This window comes from Stenotrophomonas sp. GD03877 (assembly GCF_029840555.1).
Lineage (GTDB): Bacteria > Pseudomonadota > Gammaproteobacteria > Xanthomonadales > Xanthomonadaceae > Stenotrophomonas > Stenotrophomonas geniculata.
On sequence record NZ_JAOCCT010000014.1, the window covers coordinates 105,171 to 120,886 of the forward strand.

Annotated in this window: 18 protein-coding genes and 2 tRNA genes; 12 read left to right on the plus strand and 8 right to left on the minus strand. The window is 66.6% G+C overall.

The window, feature by feature from the left end:
• Positions 1–59: 59 nt before the first annotated feature.
• Complete coding sequence (locus tag N5D20_RS12500; protein WP_010482650.1) at positions 60–821, minus strand: sulfite exporter TauE/SafE family protein; 762 nt, start codon at positions 819–821, stop codon at positions 60–62.
• A gap of 62 nt (positions 822–883) precedes the next feature.
• Complete coding sequence (gene crp, locus N5D20_RS12505; protein ID WP_279914403.1) at positions 884–1,573, minus strand: cAMP-activated global transcriptional regulator CRP; 690 nt, start codon at positions 1,571–1,573, stop codon at positions 884–886.
• A gap of 149 nt (positions 1,574–1,722) precedes the next feature.
• Between crp and speD the strand changes: the two genes are divergently transcribed.
• Positions 1,723–2,517 (plus strand): adenosylmethionine decarboxylase, encoded by a 795-nt coding sequence (gene speD, locus N5D20_RS12510; RefSeq protein WP_006473908.1) that lies wholly within the window; start codon positions 1,723–1,725, stop codon positions 2,515–2,517.
• A gap of 168 nt (positions 2,518–2,685) precedes the next feature.
• On the plus strand, positions 2,686–3,006 hold the full coding sequence (gene sugE / locus N5D20_RS12515; RefSeq protein WP_049435688.1) for a quaternary ammonium compound efflux SMR transporter SugE: 321 nt from the start codon (positions 2,686–2,688) through the stop codon (positions 3,004–3,006).
• Positions 3,007–3,101: 95 nt separating this feature from the next.
• On the opposite strand, the gene coq7 is transcribed toward sugE, so the two are convergent.
• The gene (gene coq7, locus N5D20_RS12520) at positions 3,102–3,746 is read right to left on the minus strand and encodes a 2-polyprenyl-3-methyl-6-methoxy-1,4-benzoquinone monooxygenase (protein WP_197579084.1); all 645 of its coding nucleotides are present in this window, start codon (positions 3,744–3,746) and stop codon (positions 3,102–3,104) included.
• Positions 3,747–3,943: 197 nt separating this feature from the next.
• On the opposite strand from coq7, the gene rplM reads away from it, so the two are divergent.
• Positions 3,944–4,372, plus strand: coding sequence for a 50S ribosomal protein L13 (gene rplM, locus N5D20_RS12525; protein ID WP_005414692.1), 429 nt, complete (start codon positions 3,944–3,946; stop codon positions 4,370–4,372).
• Positions 4,373–4,374: 2 nt separating this feature from the next.
• Positions 4,375–4,767, plus strand: coding sequence for a 30S ribosomal protein S9 (gene rpsI, locus N5D20_RS12530; protein WP_005411311.1), 393 nt, complete (start codon positions 4,375–4,377; stop codon positions 4,765–4,767).
• 322 nt (positions 4,768–5,089) lie between these two features.
• On the opposite strand, the gene N5D20_RS12535 is transcribed toward rpsI, so the two are convergent.
• Positions 5,090–5,164 (minus strand) — tRNA-Gln (locus N5D20_RS12535).
• Between the two features lie 55 nt (positions 5,165–5,219).
• Positions 5,220–5,296 (minus strand) — tRNA-Met (locus N5D20_RS12540).
• Between the two features lie 121 nt (positions 5,297–5,417).
• Between N5D20_RS12540 and N5D20_RS12545 the strand changes: the two genes are divergently transcribed.
• From N5D20_RS12545 to bfr, 3 genes are all read left to right on the plus strand, one after another.
• Positions 5,418–6,038: an RNA pyrophosphohydrolase gene (locus tag N5D20_RS12545; protein WP_043399361.1), complete on the plus strand. Its 621-nt coding sequence runs from the start codon at positions 5,418–5,420 to the stop codon at positions 6,036–6,038.
• Positions 6,039–6,146: 108 nt separating this feature from the next.
• A complete protein-coding gene (locus N5D20_RS12550) occupies positions 6,147–6,356 on the plus strand; it encodes a bacterioferritin-associated ferredoxin (protein ID WP_005411309.1) in 210 nt (69 codons plus the stop codon).
• Between the two features lie 143 nt (positions 6,357–6,499).
• On the plus strand, positions 6,500–6,970 hold the full coding sequence (gene bfr, locus N5D20_RS12555) for a bacterioferritin (protein ID WP_005419804.1): 471 nt from the start codon (positions 6,500–6,502) through the stop codon (positions 6,968–6,970).
• Position 6,971: 1 nt separating this feature from the next.
• On the opposite strand, the gene N5D20_RS12560 is transcribed toward bfr, so the two are convergent.
• From N5D20_RS12560 to N5D20_RS12570, 3 genes are read right to left on the minus strand one after another with little or no spacing between them, the layout of a single operon-like run.
• Positions 6,972–9,197: an ATP-binding protein gene (locus N5D20_RS12560; RefSeq protein ID WP_197579085.1), complete on the minus strand. Its 2,226-nt coding sequence runs from the start codon at positions 9,195–9,197 to the stop codon at positions 6,972–6,974.
• 1 nt (position 9,198) lies between these two features.
• Positions 9,199–11,085, minus strand: coding sequence for an EAL domain-containing protein (locus N5D20_RS12565; protein ID WP_191863360.1), 1,887 nt, complete (start codon positions 11,083–11,085; stop codon positions 9,199–9,201).
• A 44-nt stretch (positions 11,086–11,129) separates the two neighbouring features.
• On the minus strand, positions 11,130–11,747 hold the full coding sequence (locus N5D20_RS12570; RefSeq protein WP_010482636.1) for a DUF4126 domain-containing protein: 618 nt from the start codon (positions 11,745–11,747) through the stop codon (positions 11,130–11,132).
• Positions 11,748–11,926: 179 nt separating this feature from the next.
• Here N5D20_RS12570 and N5D20_RS12575 point away from each other — a divergent pair, with 179 nt between their 5' ends.
• From N5D20_RS12575 to ampE, 5 genes are all read left to right on the plus strand, one after another.
• The gene (locus N5D20_RS12575; protein WP_005411304.1) at positions 11,927–12,670 is read left to right on the plus strand and encodes a DUF6776 family protein; all 744 of its coding nucleotides are present in this window, start codon (positions 11,927–11,929) and stop codon (positions 12,668–12,670) included.
• A 4-nt stretch (positions 12,671–12,674) separates the two neighbouring features.
• Positions 12,675–13,139 (plus strand): polymer-forming cytoskeletal protein, encoded by a 465-nt coding sequence (locus tag N5D20_RS12580; protein WP_010482635.1) that lies wholly within the window; start codon positions 12,675–12,677, stop codon positions 13,137–13,139.
• 31 nt (positions 13,140–13,170) lie between these two features.
• Positions 13,171–13,563 (plus strand): iron-sulfur cluster insertion protein ErpA, encoded by a 393-nt coding sequence (erpA, locus tag N5D20_RS12585; RefSeq protein ID WP_005419789.1) that lies wholly within the window; start codon positions 13,171–13,173, stop codon positions 13,561–13,563.
• A gap of 116 nt (positions 13,564–13,679) precedes the next feature.
• Positions 13,680–14,585, plus strand: coding sequence for an NAD(+) diphosphatase (gene nudC / locus N5D20_RS12590; protein WP_191863359.1), 906 nt, complete (start codon positions 13,680–13,682; stop codon positions 14,583–14,585).
• A 146-nt stretch (positions 14,586–14,731) separates the two neighbouring features.
• Entirely contained in the window at positions 14,732–15,619 is an 888-nt protein-coding gene (gene ampE, locus N5D20_RS12595; RefSeq protein WP_049411816.1) for a regulatory signaling modulator protein AmpE, read from the plus strand.
• Positions 15,620–15,716 lie beyond the last annotated feature (97 nt).

The window sequence follows — 15,716 nt, forward strand, 5'->3', positions numbered from 1 at the left end:
CTTCGTTGCGGTATCCGTGCGCGATCAGCCGAGCATGGCCCGGCTCTACAGGGAATGCCTCAGCGATACAGGTGCCCGTACACCGCGTGGCCGATCTGGAACAGGCTGATGCCCAGCACCAGCACGCCAACGGCCACCAGCACCCAGCGCTCCTTCACCCGCTTGACCAGGATCGCCGCCACCGGCGCGGCCATCATGCCGCCGATCAGCAGGCCGGCGACGATCTGCAGGTGCTGCACCCCCATCGACAGCAGGAAGGTCGCCGACACCGTCAGCGTGACCACGAACTCCGCCGCATTGACCGTACCGATGGTGGTGCGCGCCTGGCCACCACGAGCGAGCAGGGTGGACGTGGCGATCGGCCCCCAGCCGCCACCGCCGCTGGCGTCGAGCAGGCCCGCGAAGAAGCCCAGCACCGGTACCCGGCGGATTTCGCCCTTGGGCATCCAGCGTCCGGCCGCGCGGGCCAGGATGATGATCGCCAGCACCAGCAGGTACAGGTAGATCAGTGGCCGGATGATCTCGCCCGGGATCTGGGTGAGCACGTAGGCGCCCACCGCGCCGCCCACCGCGCCGGGCAGGGCCAGGCGCAGGAACAGGCGTTTATCGACATTCCCGGCGGCGAGGTGCGACACACCCGAGGCGCCGGTGGTGAACACTTCCGCGGTGTGGATGCTGGCGCTGACCTGCGCCGGCGGCAGGCCCATGCTCAGCATCACCGACGATGAGACCAGGCCGAAAGCCATGCCCAGCGCGCCGTCGACCAGCTGCGCGCCGAGGCCGATGAGGATGAACCACCAGAATTCGCTGCTCAGCTCCATGCCCCGAGCCTAGCGCGCGAAGGAGTGCGGACCAAGGTCCGCACCCACCGGGTGCTCAACGGTCAACGGGTGCCGTACAGCATCACGGTCTTGCCGCGGGCATGCAGCAGGCCGTCGGTCTGCAACTTCTTCAGCACGCGGCCGGCCATTTCGCGCGAACAGCCGACCAGGCGCGCCAGTTCCTGGCGCGAGACGCGCAGCTGGCTGCCCTGCGGGTGGCTCATTGCTTCCGGTTCCTGCGCCAGGTCGTGCAGGGTGCGCACGATCCGGTCGGTGACGTCCAGGAATGCCAGTCGGCTGGCCTTGCGGCTGGTGTCGAGCAGGCGCTTGGAGATCTGCTGGCCCAGCGCGTACAGCAGGCGCGGGGCATCGGCCGACAGCGGGCCGAGGAACAGCTGATGCAGGCGCTCGTAGCTGATTTCGGCCAGCTCACAGGCGGTGCGGGTCCGCAGGATCACCTCGCGGCGGTCCGATTCAACGAACAGGCCCATCTCGCCGACGAACTCGCCAGCACCGAAGTAGCCCAGCACGAGCTCGCGATCGTCATCTTCCTCGGCCATGATCGAAACCGAGCCGCTGATGACGTAATACAGGGTTCCCGCCGGGTCACCGGGTCGGAAGACGTCGGTACGGGTGGGGTATCGCCGCCTGTGGCTGTGCGCCAGGAAACGATCGATTGTGGCGATATCCAGGGCCAGTGGACTGCTAGCTAGGCGCACGGTTGACACGATAGGAGCGCTCCCTCTGCGCATGAACGGATTCACGGGGTCGATAGCGGAGCTTAACCAGCGCAATTGTTAAGGGCAAACAGTGTGCCAGATGTGAGCGATCTTCACGTTCCCCCCGGGGACAGTTTGCCCCATAATTCCCCCTTTCCCTTCTTACACAGGAATCGACCGCCGTGGTCAAGCCGTTGCCTCGCCTGAGGCTGCAGGGTTTCAACAACCTCACCAAGGCGCTGAGCTTCAACATCTATGACGTGTGTTACGCGCGCACCGAAGAGGAGCGTCAGCGTTACATTGAATACATCGATGAAGAGTACAACGCCGACAGGCTGACTCAAATCTTGACCGATGTCGCCGAGATCATCGGCGCCAACATCCTGAACGTGGCCCGCCAGGACTACGACCCGCAGGGTGCCTCGGTGACCATCCTGATCTCCGAAGAACCGGTGATCGACAAGAAGCAGGCCGGCAAGGAGCTGATCTCCGACGCCGTGGTCGCGCACATGGACAAGTCGCACATCACCGTGCACACCTATCCGGAAACGCACCCGCAGGAAGGTATCGCCACCTTCCGCGCCGACATCGACGTGGCCACCTGCGGCGTCATTTCGCCGTTGAAGGCGTTGAACTACCTGATCGAAAGCCTCGAGTCGGACATCGTGATCATGGACTACCGCGTCCGTGGCTTCACCCGCGATGTGAAGGGCAAGAAGCACTACATCGATCACAAGATCAACTCGATCCAGAACTTCCTGGCCAAGAACATCAAGTCGCGTTACGAGATGTTCGACGTCAACGTCTACCAGGAAAACATCTTCCACACGAAGATGCACCTGAAGGACTTCGACCTGGACCAGTACCTGTTCGAGGAAAAGGCCAAGAACCTGTCGTTCAAGGAACGCATGAAGATCGAAGCGCTGCTCAAGCGCGAGATCGAAGAGCTGTTCCACGGCCGGAACCTGTCCGAGTAAGCCCCGTGTGCGATGCCCGCAGGCATCGCCACCCAGGCGGGACGACCCGCCCCGTGGAACTGGTGTCGCGCAAGCGACATGGTTCCACGGTGATGTACCGACCCACGGCCCGGTGTGAAAACACCGGGCCGTTTCGTTTTTCTCAAAAAAGGTAAGGAGCCCCCACCCATGCCCTGGATCTACCTGCTGCTGGCCGGCCTGTTCGAGATCGGTTTCGCCCTCGGAATGAAGTACTCCGAAGGCTTCAGCAAACCCCTTCCCACTGCTGCCACGGTCGTGTCCGCGCTGATCAGCCTGTACCTGATGAGCCAGGCGATGAAGAGCATCCCGGTCGGCACGGCCTACGCGATCTGGACCGGTATCGGCGCCCTGGGCGTGGCGGTGCTGGGCATCTACCTGTTCAACGACAGCGCATCGCCGGCCCGACTGGCCTGCGTGGGCCTGATCGTGGCCGGCGTGATCGGCCTGAAGCTGGTCTCGCCCAATTGAAGGGTGGCCCGACCAACGGTCGGGCCCCACCGTGTTGTTTGGTCGGCCCCCGCCGCACCTCTTGGTAGGCCTGCACCGTTGGTGCGGGCAACGCTTCAGATGCGGTAGGCGATGGTCTTCATCACCCTGGAGGCCAGCGCCATCACGCCCGGGATCGGGAACGGCAGGCGGCGTGCGCCGGCCTGCTCGGCGTGCTCCGCATGGCGGGCCTCGTCTTCCTTCATCACCTGGATGACCGCGCGGCTGCGCAGGTCGCTGGCCGGCAGGTCGACCAGGTGCTCGTCCAGATGGGCTTCCACCTGGCGCTCGGTCTCGACCACGAAGCCCAGGTTCCAGCCATCGCCACGCAGCCCGGCCAGGGTGCCGATGGTGTAGCTGCCGGCATACCAGAGCGGGTTGAACAGGCTCGGACGGCTGTCCAGTTCGCCCAGGCGGGTGGCGCACCAGGCCAGGTGGTCGGTTTCTTCCTGAGCCGCTTCCAGCAGGTGTTCACGCGTGGCCGGGTCGCGCGCCACGGCGGCCTGGCCGAAGTACAGGCCCTGCGCGCAGACTTCGCCGACATGGTTGATCCGCATCAGGCCGGCCGCGTGGCGGCGTTCGGTGCGGTCCATGCCGGGCTCGTCGGTGTCCGCAGCCGGGTAGGGACGGGCCGCCGGCGGGTTGCCGAACACCGTGTCCAGGGCGCGCTGCGCCTCGGTCAGCAGGTGGTCCAGCGGGGTGATCTGGCGGAGCACGGTCATGGCGGTACACGGTGGGGCGGAAGACCCCGCGATTCTCGCCCGGCCCCGTCCCCCTGCCAACCCGGTCAGGGGCCGGCTTGCAACGGGGGTCTGACCTGCGTACAATCCCGCCTCTTACGCTTCACCTTTTCACAACGCGTGGCAGAGTTCCGGTGAGCCTTTCGCCGCAATGAGCCCGACCTAACCTAGAGTTCTTCATGAGCACTTTCACTGCCAAGAACGAGACCGTCCAGCGCGACTGGTACCTCGTCGACGCCGAGGGCAAGACCCTGGGCCGTCTCGCCACCGAGCTGGCCCGCCGTCTGCGCGGCAAGCACAAGCCGGTCTACACCCCGCACGTTGATACCGGCGACTACCTGGTCGTCATCAATGCAGAAAAGATTGCCGTCACCGGCAAGAAGCTGCAGGACAAGATGTATCACCGTTTCACCGGTTACATCGGCAACCTGAAGACCGAATCCCTGGCACAGGCGCTGGAGCGCCACCCGGAGCGCGTGATCGAGATCGCCGTGAAGGGCATGCTGCCGAAGGGCCCGCTGGGTCGCCAGATGTACCGCAAGCTCAAGGTCTACGCCGGCACTGAGCATCCGCACGCCGCACAGCAGCCGCAGGTTCTGGATATCTAATCATGGCTATCACTCAAAACTACGGCACTGGCCGCCGCAAGTCCTCCACCGCTCGCGTGTTCCTGCGCAAGGGTTCGGGCAACATCACCGTCAACGGCCGTCCGCTGGACGAGTTCTTCGGTCGTGAGACTGCGCGCATGATCGTGCGCCAGCCGCTCGAGCTGACCAAGAACACCGAAAGCTTCGACATCCTGGTCACCGCCGCTGGCGGCGGCACCACCGGCCAGGCCGGTGCGATCCGTCTGGGCATCGCCCGTGCTCTGGTCGAGTACGACGAAACCCTGAAGTCCGAGCTGCGCAAGGCCGGCTTCATGACCCGTGACGCCCGTGAAGTCGAGCGTAAGAAGGTCGGTCTGCACAAGGCCCGCCGCGCCACCCAGTTCTCCAAGCGCTGATCTACCGCGCCTGGTTGGGCTCCTTCGGGAGCCCGCTGGATGGAAAAGCAAAAGCCCGGCTTCGGCCGGGCTTTTGTCGTTTCGGGGTCATGCATTCCCGGGTTGCCGGCCAGCGGTCGGTACTACCCGTGGCTTCACATGTCAGAAGGGGTGGGGTCGGAGCCCTCTTCTCTGAAAAGGATCCGACCCCGGACCCCTCTCTGGAGGAGAGCCCCCTTGATGTTCAAGGGGGCGCGCCGACAGGCGCGGGGATCAGGTGGAATGCGCGACCAAATTAAAAGCAAAAGGCCAGATCTTTCGATCTGGCCTTTTGCTTTTAATTTGGCTGCCCCGGATGGATTCGAACCACCGAATGCCTGAGTCAGAGTCAGGTGCCTTACCGCTTGGCGACGGGGCAAAACGTGCAACTATTTTCTCACTTTTCACACTGAAAAACAACTTGATTTTCAGTGTGGTGGCTATGGGTGGACTCGAACCACCGACCCCAGCATTATGAGTGCTGTGCTCTAACCGGCTGAGCTACATAGCCTTGGTGAGCCCGCTATTCTGCGGATGTGTATCGACCCTGTCAACACTTTTGTGTCGTGCTTGTGGGCCGACAGATGGCATGGGATAGTCCCGACCAGTAGATTTTCTTAGGAGTCCGCATCGTGATCGATCCGGACGGCTATCGACCGAACGTCGGCATTGTGCTGATGCGGCAGGACGGCCAGGTGTTCTGGGCACGACGTGTGCGCCGGGACGGCTGGCAGTTCCCGCAGGGTGGCATGAACACCGACGAGACGCCTGTCGAGGCCATGTATCGTGAACTGCAGGAAGAGACCGGCCTGCTGCCTGAGCACGTGGAAGTGCTCGGGGCGACGCCCGGTTGGCTGCGCTACAAGCTGCCGGCGCGGGCCATCCGCCGCAATGAGCGGCAGGTCTGCATCGGCCAGAAGCAGGTCTGGTTCCTGCTGCGCCTGACCGGCGACGAATCGCATGTGCAGCTGGACCATACCGATTCGCCCGAGTTCGACCACTGGCGCTGGGTGGACTTCTGGTACCCGGTGGAGCACGTGGTGATGTTCAAGCGTGGCGTCTATGCGCGTGCTCTGCGACATCTGGCGCCGTTGGCGCGCGGGGTGGCCGGGCAGGGCGTCACCGCCATGCCCAAGAGCGCTGCGGAAGCCTGGATGCCGGGCCATACCGCCGGGCATGACCGCCCACGCAAGCGCCCGCGCACCCGCGGCTACTGGCCGAAGAAGGCCACCGGCGATGGTCCGGCCACCTGACCGGCTGAACGGTATCGAGAATGGTTCAGGTCTCTGATTGACAACCATTCTCGTTTCCATTGGAATAGCCAACAGGCCACTCTTGGCCTGTCAGCCCGGTTCACGCCTGTGTACGTCTGCATCTGCAACGGAGTCACCGACCACCAGATCCGCGAAGCCGCCAGCCATGGCGTCAGCACGGTGGCCGAACTGACCATGCGTACCGGTTGTGGTGCCACCTGCGGTTCCTGCCTGGACATGGCCGGCGACCTGCTGGCCAAGGCACGTGCGACCCACGATCTGCCGCTGCCGGTATTGGGCCTGGCCCAGGTCGCCTGATCGTCTCTTTCGCGGCGCGTTGACGCCGCGCTTTCGCATCCTTCACGCGTGGCCGCACAGGCCAATGCGCACGATTCGCGTTCCTTCACGACCGCACGCAAGGCGTTAAAGTGCCTGCGTTTTCAGCGTGCAGGAGCATCCCCATGAAGGGCGACACCAAGGTCATCGAATTCCTCAACAAGGTCCTCTACAACGAGCTGACCGCGATCAACCAGTACTTCCTGCACGCCAAGATGCTGAAGAACTGGGGCATCAAGGAACTGGCCGAACATGAGTACAAGGAATCGATCGACGAGATGAAGCATGCCGACATGCTCGCCGACCGCATCCTGTTCCTTGAAGGCCTGCCGAACTTCCAGGCGCTGGGTAAGCTGCGCATCGGCGAGAACCCGACCGAGATCCTGCAGTGCGACCTGTCGCTGGAACGCGACGGCGTGGTCACCCTGCGCGAGGCCGTGGCCTATTCCGATTCGGTGGGTGACTACGTCAGCCGCCAGCTGTTCGTGAAGATCCTCGACTCGGAAGAAGAGCACATCGACTGGTTGGAGACCCAGCTCGACCTGATCGAGCGTATCGGCGAACCGAAGTACCTGCTGAGCAAGCTGGAAGAGTGACTCAGCCGGCCTGGCCGGCGCGATGCTGTGCCAGGTAGCCCGTCAGTGCCACGCGCGCACGGGCGAATTCGGCAACCAGCAGCGCCACTGCCACCGCGGGGCGCTGCAGGCTGCCACTGCGGGCTTCGTGTTCGATCCGCTGCGCCACCGCCGACAGCGACAAGGCCCCCACGTTCGCGCTTGATGATTTCAGGCTGTGCGCGACCGCCTGCAGGCGGGGCTCGTCGCCGTTCTGCGCGGCCTGCTGCAGCTGCTGCACCATCGCCGGCGCATCCTCAAGGAACACCGAGACGATCTGGAGGGCGGTATCGCCGATTACCGCGTGCAGTTCGTCCAGCACGTCGCGGTCCAGTACCGGTTGCGGTGCTGGCGCCACCTGCTTTTCCGGATTCTGTAGAGCCGAGCCATGCTCGGCTGATGGCGTGCGACTGCAATTGGCCGTCAGCCGAGCATGGCTCGGTTCTACAGAAGGCTGTCCAGGTGATGCAGCTTTCCCGCCACCCCAGCGCTGCAACAGCGCATGCAGCGTGGCACGTGCGATCGGCTTGGACAGGTAGTCGTCCATGCCGGCCTGCAGGCAGCGCTCGCGATCACCGGCCATGGCGTTGGCCGTCATCGCGATGATCGGCAACCGCGTGCGCCCGGTTTCCGCTTCTTCCGCACGCCAGTGGCGCGTGGCGGCGTAGCCGTCCAGCACCGGCATCTGGCAATCCATCAGCACCACATCCACGCCGCCTTCGCGAAGGGCGGCCAGCGCCTGCTCGCCATCGGCGGCGTTGCGCACCTCGCACTGGAATACGCGCAGCAGATGCTCGGCCACCATCCGGTTGACCGTGTTGTCTTCCACCAACAGTACGCGCAGGTGCAACGGCGGCAGCGTGGGCTGTCCCTGTTCGGCGTTGGCCAGCAGCGCGGCAGGGCGCGCATGCGCGACCGGTGCAGCCAGCAGTGCATGCAGCGCAGCGTCGTCGAAATGCGAGGGTAGCTGCCGCTGGCGCGGGCGTGCCGGAAGGGTATCGTCCTGCAGCCACAGCACCTGCAGGGCATCGTCCTCGCCACGTTCGGCCAACGCCTGTTGCAGCGTCGCTTCACCGATGCGGCGCGCACGTGCATCGACCAGCAGCCAGGTCGGCGCCGGTTGCCCGGGCCTCGGCACCGCGCGCAGGCGCTCGACCACGGCATCGAGCTGCGCCATGGCGTGTACCAGCAGGCCATGATGGGCGGCGATGCGCTCGATGCGTGCCTGCAGCGTTGCATCGGCACTGAACAGCAGCAGCGGTGCCGGCGCACGCGCCATCGCCGGTAGGTCGCCAGGAACCTTCAGCAGCGGGATCTCGAACCAGAACGTAGCGCCCTGGCCAGGCGTGGACTGCACGCCGATCTGGCCGTGCATCAGGTCGATGATGCGCTTGCAGATGGCCAGGCCCAGGCCGGTGCCGCCGTAGATGCGGGTGGTGGATGCGTCGGCCTGGCTGAAGGACTGGAACAGGCGTGCCTGCAGCGTGTCGTCGATGCCGATGCCGGTATCGATGATCTCGAAGCGCAGCTGGTGCTGCGCGGGGCCTTCACCCAGCCGTTGCACGCGCAGCTGCACCTGCCCACGCGCAGTGAACTTGATTGCGTTGGCCAGCAGGTTGCTCAGCACCTGGCGCAGGCGCACCGGGTCGCCGCGCACCGGCAGGCGCACCGAAGGATCCAGTTGCAGGCCCAGGGCCAGGCCCTTGGCGTCGGCGGCGCGCTGCATCAGCTGCACCACGCCATCGAGCAGGTCGCGCAGGTTGAAGCTGGTGATCTCCAGTTCCAGCGCCTGTGCTTCCAGCCGGGAGTAGTCGAGGATGTCGTCGACGATGCGCAGCAGCTGCTGTGAACTGGCCGAAGCGGTGGCCAGCATCTGCCGCTGGTCCTCGCCCAGCGGCCCGCGCGCGATCAGCTCCAGCATCGGCAGGATGCCGTTGAGCGGGGTGCGGATCTCGTGGCTCATCGTGGCCAGGAACTCGCCCTTGGCCAGCACGGCCGCTTCGGCGGCCTGCTTGGCCTGCAGCAGCTGCTGTTCCAGCTGGCCCTGGCGTTCGGTGGTATGGCGCAGCTGGTCGCGGTCGGCGGCCAGCGCGCTGTGCTCGCGCTGCAGCCGGGCCAGTGCCCGGCTGCGCGTGCGCAGGCGCAGGCCCAACAGCAGCGCCATGGCGGCCGCGGCAAGGGCAACCAGCAGCACGCCCCACAGCGGCACGTCAGAGCACCGCGTTGTGGAAGTCGAAGTTCAGGTCGCTGCCGGCCGACTGCACCATGTTGCCCTGGATGTAATCGACGCCGCCGACCCACATCGCGGCCGCGGCCTGCGGGTCTTCGATCTGCTGGCCGATGATCTGGAGCCCGGCCGCATGCGCCTGTTCGATCGCCTTGCGCAGTTCCTCGCGCGTGGCTGGGTTGGAATGGCTGCTGGAGAAGCGCGCGGCCATGCGCACGAACGACAGCGGCAGCTGGGTCAGCAGTGCATCGGCTTCGCCGCTGGGCTCGAACTGGCTCAGGCAGAAGCGCACGCCGGCGCCGGCCATGCGCTGGCAGAACTGCTGCAGCGGCACGGTGTGGATCAGCGCGTCGGGCAGGCGCACGTCGATCACCAGCGCACTGCCGGGCAGGTCACGCTGCTGCAGTGATTCCAGCAGCCAGTCGCCAAAGGCATCGCGCTGCAGCGTGCGCAGCGACTGCGAGACGAACAGGTTCAGCGGCTGCGTTGCGTGCCGGTACAGGTCCAGCAGGCCCAGCGCATGGTCCATCACCTGCTGGTCGAGGTCGGCGATGCGGCCTGCCGCCTCGGCGGCGGGAATCACCTGGCCGGCCGCCAGCACCGTGCCATCGGCCTGGCGCAGGCGCAGCAGCAGCTGGTACTGCGCGGTGTTGCCACCGGCGACGGCGACGATCGGCTGATAGGCCAGCTCCAGCTGGCCTTCCAGCAGTGCCAGGTGTTCCTGTTCGGTGACGGCCTGGCGGTGCACGTGGCCCGCCACGCCGGCGCTGAGCAGGCGTGCCTGCAGGGTGGTGCGCTCGACCGCTTCCAGTGCAGCGTTGGCATCGTCGAAGCCCGGCGACAGCGGCGCGTAACCCACCACGCCGCGCAGGTGCACCGATTCATCGTCGCGGATCACGAAGGCGCGCGCCGAGAGCTGCTCACGCAGGGTCGCGGCGATGCTTTCCAGGCTGTCTTCATCGGTATTGCGGGCCAGCAGCAGGAAGCTGTTGTCGTTCAGGCGTGCCAGCAGGTGTGGATGGCCGGCCTCGGCCAGGCGCTGCCCGGCCTGCACCATCAGGCGCTCGAAGGCGGCGTAGCCATAGCGTTCGCGCAGGCCCAGCGCGCTGGCCACTTCAACGAAGAACACGCCACCCCGGTCGCGATGGGCGAGGGCGGCATTGAGCTGCTGCAGCACGTGGTGACGCGTCGGCAGGCCGGTTTCCGGATTGCTGGTGGCCGGTGCGCCGGTTGCACCGGGCAGGGTTGCCGCCTGCGCACGTGCGCGACGGATGCGGTTGGCCACGGCGGCGATCAGGTGGCGCGGCCGGATCGGCTTGCTCAGGTAATCGTCGGCGCCGCTGTCGAGCACTTCGAACTGGCGCTCCGGATCCGGATCGCCGCTCAGGAACACGATCGGCAGCAACTGCAGGCCAGGCTGCTGGCGGATCAGCGCGGTCAGGCGCATGCCGTCCAGGCCGGGTAGGTGCAGGTCCATCAGGATCAGGTCGGGGCGATGCTCCTTGATCGCCTGCAACGCACCGTCGGCATCGCTGTGCACGATGGCCTGCATGCCGGCGCCATGCAGCACGCTCTGTGCGAACAGGGCCTGCGCGCGGTCGTCCTCGACGATCAGCACGCGGTAGGGCGAATCGGAGGGCGGCGGCGCCTGGTCGTTGTTGCCAGCCTCGGCCAGCACGGCCGGGCCCGGCAGCGGCGGTGGTGCGCTGCCGATCGATGCAGGTGCGTCGGAGGCTGCCAGCGGCGGAACTGCTGCCGGCGCTGCGGCGACGGCGTTCGCCGGTTCAGCAGTCCAGCGTTGCCAATGATCGGCCGGAGGGGTTTCAGCGCGTCCCGGGCGGGCGCCCGCGGGGGATTCGTTTGCGGCCATCGGTGCTCCTGGTGTTCGCGTCCATTATGCGACAAGCCCGGCGATCAACCGGTACCGGGCTGGCGTGGACTGTCGGGCGACGCACCGCGTGCCAGCCAGCGCACGCCCTTCCACAGGGCGCGCCAGACCAGCCACACCAGCAGCGCACCGGCCAGGCTGCAGGCCAGCACCACGATCAGCGCGATCCACGGGTGTGCCAGGGCGAGGGCCAGGCCACCGACCACCACGGTGTCCTCGGCGGCGGAGGCCACCCAGTTGCTGGCAGGCTCGGGCGAGGTATTGAGCAGGGCGCGGGTGCCGGCCTTCAGGCCATGACTGGCCAACGCCACACCGGCACCGGCGGCAAGTGCGCCGGTGCCCAGTTGCCCATCGGGCGACAGCGTGGCGGCGGCGAGGAAGGCCCCCGCTGGCACGCGGGCCAATGTCTGCACGAGGTCCCAGGCCGAGTCGACGCCGGGAATCTTGTCGGCGAAGAATTCGGTCACCGCCAGCGCCGCCGAGGTGCCCAGCACCCACCACGATTCAGTGGCCTGCAGGGCCGGCGGCAGGTCGACCCAGCCGAGCAGGCCGGCCAGGCCGACACCGAACACGGTGAGGTAGACGCGGATGCCGGCCAGCCAGGCCAGCAGGATGCCGATCACGAACAGGTGGGCTTCGGTCATGGCGATGCTCCGGCGACGGAACTGTGCAGGGGACCACACTATCAACGATGGCATGCCTGAACGCCACAGACCGTGGCTCGCCACTGCGCAGGAAACCCACCCGTCCTGTCATACACTAGCCCGTCGTTTGCCACAGGGGCCGTACCGGTGTCGCCCTCGCGATGCCCCGGAATCCACCCATGACCAACCGTCCTCCCATGCGCGTGCAGGTCCGCCTGCCCGGCGCACCACAACCACCGGCCGACCGTCGCCGCCTGCTGGTGATCGGCGGCATCTGGCTGCTCAGCCTGGTGCTGGCGGTGCTGGGTGGCTGCTGGATGGCCACGCCGCGCGATGCACAAGGCCAGCGCCTGCAGGCTGCCGAGAAGCGTGCCGAGACGTTGCAGGCGCAGCTGACCGAACTGCGCCAGAAGCAGGCCACGCTGGAAGCTTCCGACCGCATCAGCCGCGCCGCCAACACCGAGGTGCAGTCCTCGCTGGCCGAGCGCGATGAAGAGATCGCCGGCCTGCGTGCCGACGTCGCCTTCTATGAGCGCCTGGTGGGTTCCACCAGCCAGCGCAAGGGCCTGAATACCCATTCGATCGAGTTCAGCCCGGAAGCGGCCGGCACCTGGCAGTACACCGCAGTGCTGACCCAGAACCTCAACCGCGGTGCCATCAGCCAGGGGCAGATGCGTTTCACCGTGGAAGGCGTCAAGAACGGCAAGCTGGCCACGATCAGCTGGGATGATCTGCACCAGCGCAGCAAGGTGCCGGGACAGGATTACTCGTTCCGGTACTTCCAGCAGCTCACCGGCAGCGTGATGCTGCCGGCTGACTTCACCCCGCAACGCGTGCGGGTGACATTGGGGAGTGGTACGGGGGGTACCACCCAGGTATTCGACTGGAAACAGGCCGGTGCGCCGGCCAGCAAAGGGGAGTAGGCAGATGTTCGGAAGCAGCAAATCCAACCGTGAAGGCCAGCTGGTGGTGGATGCCCTGATCGGCAACCAGGTGGTGATCCGCGGTGATGTGGAATTCAGTGGGGGCCTGTATGTGGAAGGCCGCATCCATGGCAAGGTGATCGCCGCCGAAGGCGCCAGTGGCGCGACCCTGACGGTCGCCGAGCATGGCGTGATCGAGGGCGAGATCCGTGCCCAGGTGGTGGTCATCAGTGGCCGCCTGGACGGCGACGTGCATGCCACCGAGAAGGTCGAACTGACCCCGAGCGCACGGGTCAATGGCAACGTCCATTACCAGGTGGTGGAGATGAATGCGGGCGCCCAGCTGAACGGTCGCCTGATCCATGCCAGCGCCCCGATGGCCGCCCTGCCGGCTCCGGAAGGCGAAGAGGCCAATGGTGGCAAGGGTGACACCGCCGCACGCCGTAAGCTGGCCGAGGCGATGGCTTGAAAGCCATCGTCGGCACCCCCATGCTGACGGCATGAGCACGCTAGTCTCCCTGCCCGGCGCCACCCCGGTTGCCGCGCCCGATTACCAGTCGCTGGAGCGCCCGCTGAACTTCACCGAGTCGGCGGCCGCCAAGGTCAAATCCCTGATCCAGGAAGAGGGCAACCCCGACCTGGCCCTGCGCGTGTACATCGAAGGCGGTGGCTGTTCGGGCTTCCAGTACGGGTTCGAGTTCGACGAGAACCGTGCCGAGGACGACCTGGCGGTACAGACCAGCGGGGTGACCCTGCTGGTCGACCCGCTGAGCCTGCAGTACCTGATGGGCGCCGAGGTGGATTACACCGAGAGCCTGACCGGTGCGCAGTTCGTGATTCGCAACCCGAACGCGAAGACCACCTGCGGCTGCGGCAGCAGCTTCAGCATGTAGTAGATCCACGCCATGCGTGGATGCGCGGTGCCCGTGACCTCGCCCGTGGACCACACGGGCAAACTGCGCACAGCGCCGACCTTGCCACCCGCATCGATTGGCGGCACGCTTGCCGGATGCCCAATACTTCTTCGCCGCTTTCCGGTTTCGCCTTCGTTGGCGAACCGCTGGAGCGCGCCGATGCCCTGCGCGACGATGCCGATGCACTGGCGCGCCTGTGGCCGGGTGCGCGCATTCTCGTGCTCGATCAGGACGGCAGCGCCTTCACCGGCGATGACGACCAGCCGCTGGCGCTGACCGGCGCCGACATCGGTGGTGGTCCCGGCTCCGCGATCTTCCTCGGCCTGCGCGGGGAACAAGCGTGGTTCTCGGTTGAAGCCGCCGGCGTCACGGTCACCGCACCACGTCGCCTCGACCTGCGCCAGGCCGCTCTGCTGTGGTCGATGGCCGATGCGACCGCCTTCAGCTATGCCCGCGGCATGTCCTACTGGCATTCGCGCACCCGCTTCTGCGGTGTGTGCGGCGGCGCCGTGGCGTTTGCCCGTGGCGGCTTCGTCGGTCGTTGCGCGCAGTGTTCCACCGAGCACTACCCGCGTGTCGATCCCGCCGTGATCGTCGCCGTGGAAAACCAGGGCCGGCTGCTGCTGGGCCGGCAGTCCAACTGGGCACCGCGGCGTTACTCGGTGCTGGCCGGCTTCGTCGAACCCGGCGAGACCTTCGAGCAGACCGTGGTGCGCGAAGTGCACGAGGAGAGCAAGGTGCGGGTGACCGCGTGCCAGTACCTCGGCTCGCAGCCGTGGCCGTTCCCGGGCGCGCTGATGATCGGCTTCCGTGCACAGGCGCAGGATGACCTGCCGACGGTGGATGGCGAGCTGGAAGACGCGCGCTGGTTCAGTGCCGACGAGGTGGGCGCGGCACTGGCACGCGATGTGGAGGACGATGGCCAGGGCATCCGCCTGTCGCCGCCGATCTCGATTTCGCGCGGCCTGATCGAACACTGGTACCGCCAGCAGAAGGGCTGAACCCGATCCTCTGCCGGTCCGGTCGTGGCAGCTGTATTGCCGCCACCTGAACACGGCCCGGGTTACAGTCCGGTTCACCGCTGAGGGCGCCGCTGCGACAGGTAAGGTAGCGGCGCCGAGCGTTCTGTTTCGTAGGGAGACCTGCCATGTTCACCACTCTGGCCGCCGTGCTGGTGGCACTGGCCCTGGGCCATGTTGCCCCGGCCGCTGCCGCCTCGCTGCGCCGTTTCGACGGCTTCCGGCGCTGGCTGGGCTGGCTGGACGCGCGCGGCGGCAAGGCCTGGCAGGGTCCGGCAGGCGTGGCCCTGGCATTGCTGCCGCCGCTGCTGCTGATGGTGCTGCTGGCGTGGTTGCTGCGCGGGGTGCTGTTCGGTCTGCCGTCGCTGTTGCTGGGCGTGGGCGTGCTGGCCTGGTGCTGGGGGCCACGCGACCTGGACCGCGATATCGAGGCCATCATCGATGCCGATGACGCGGCGACGCGACAGGCGGCCGTGCGCAACCTGCAGTCGGCCGGGGGCAGCCTGCGCGAGGACGTGCCCTCGCTGGTCGAGGCGACCGTGCTCAATGCACTGCGGCGCTGGTTCGCGGTGCTGTTCTGGTTCCTGCTGCTGGGCCCGGCCGGTGCGCTGGGCTATCGCCTGCTGGCATTGATGGCGGAAAGCCCGATGCGTGCTCGCGTGCCGGTGGAGCCGCTGGCGCTGGCACAGCGGCTGCTGGGCTGGATCGAGTGGCCGGTGGCACAGCTGATGGCATTCTCGATGGCGCTGGTGGGCAACTTCGATACGGCGTGGAAGGCCTGGCGCCAGGCCCATGGCGAGCGCCTGGCCGGCAACATCGGGTTCCTGGGCGCGGTGGCGCGGGCCAGCGTCAACGCCGAGCTGCGCGAGGACGCGCACGATTACACCGAGGCGGGGCTGTTGCCGGTGTGGCAGCGGTTGCCGGACCTGCGCGATGCGATGAGCCTGGTGTGGCGGATGCTGCTGCTGTGGCTGGCGATCCTCGCCCTGCTGGTGATTGCAGGCTGGGTGACGTAGTTGCTTTGCAGGGCTTGCAGCCCTGCACCTGCAGAGGCCAAAGCCAAAGCCAAAGCCAAAGCGGCTCTGGGTTGCTGAGGGTTGGGCGGGGCGGTGT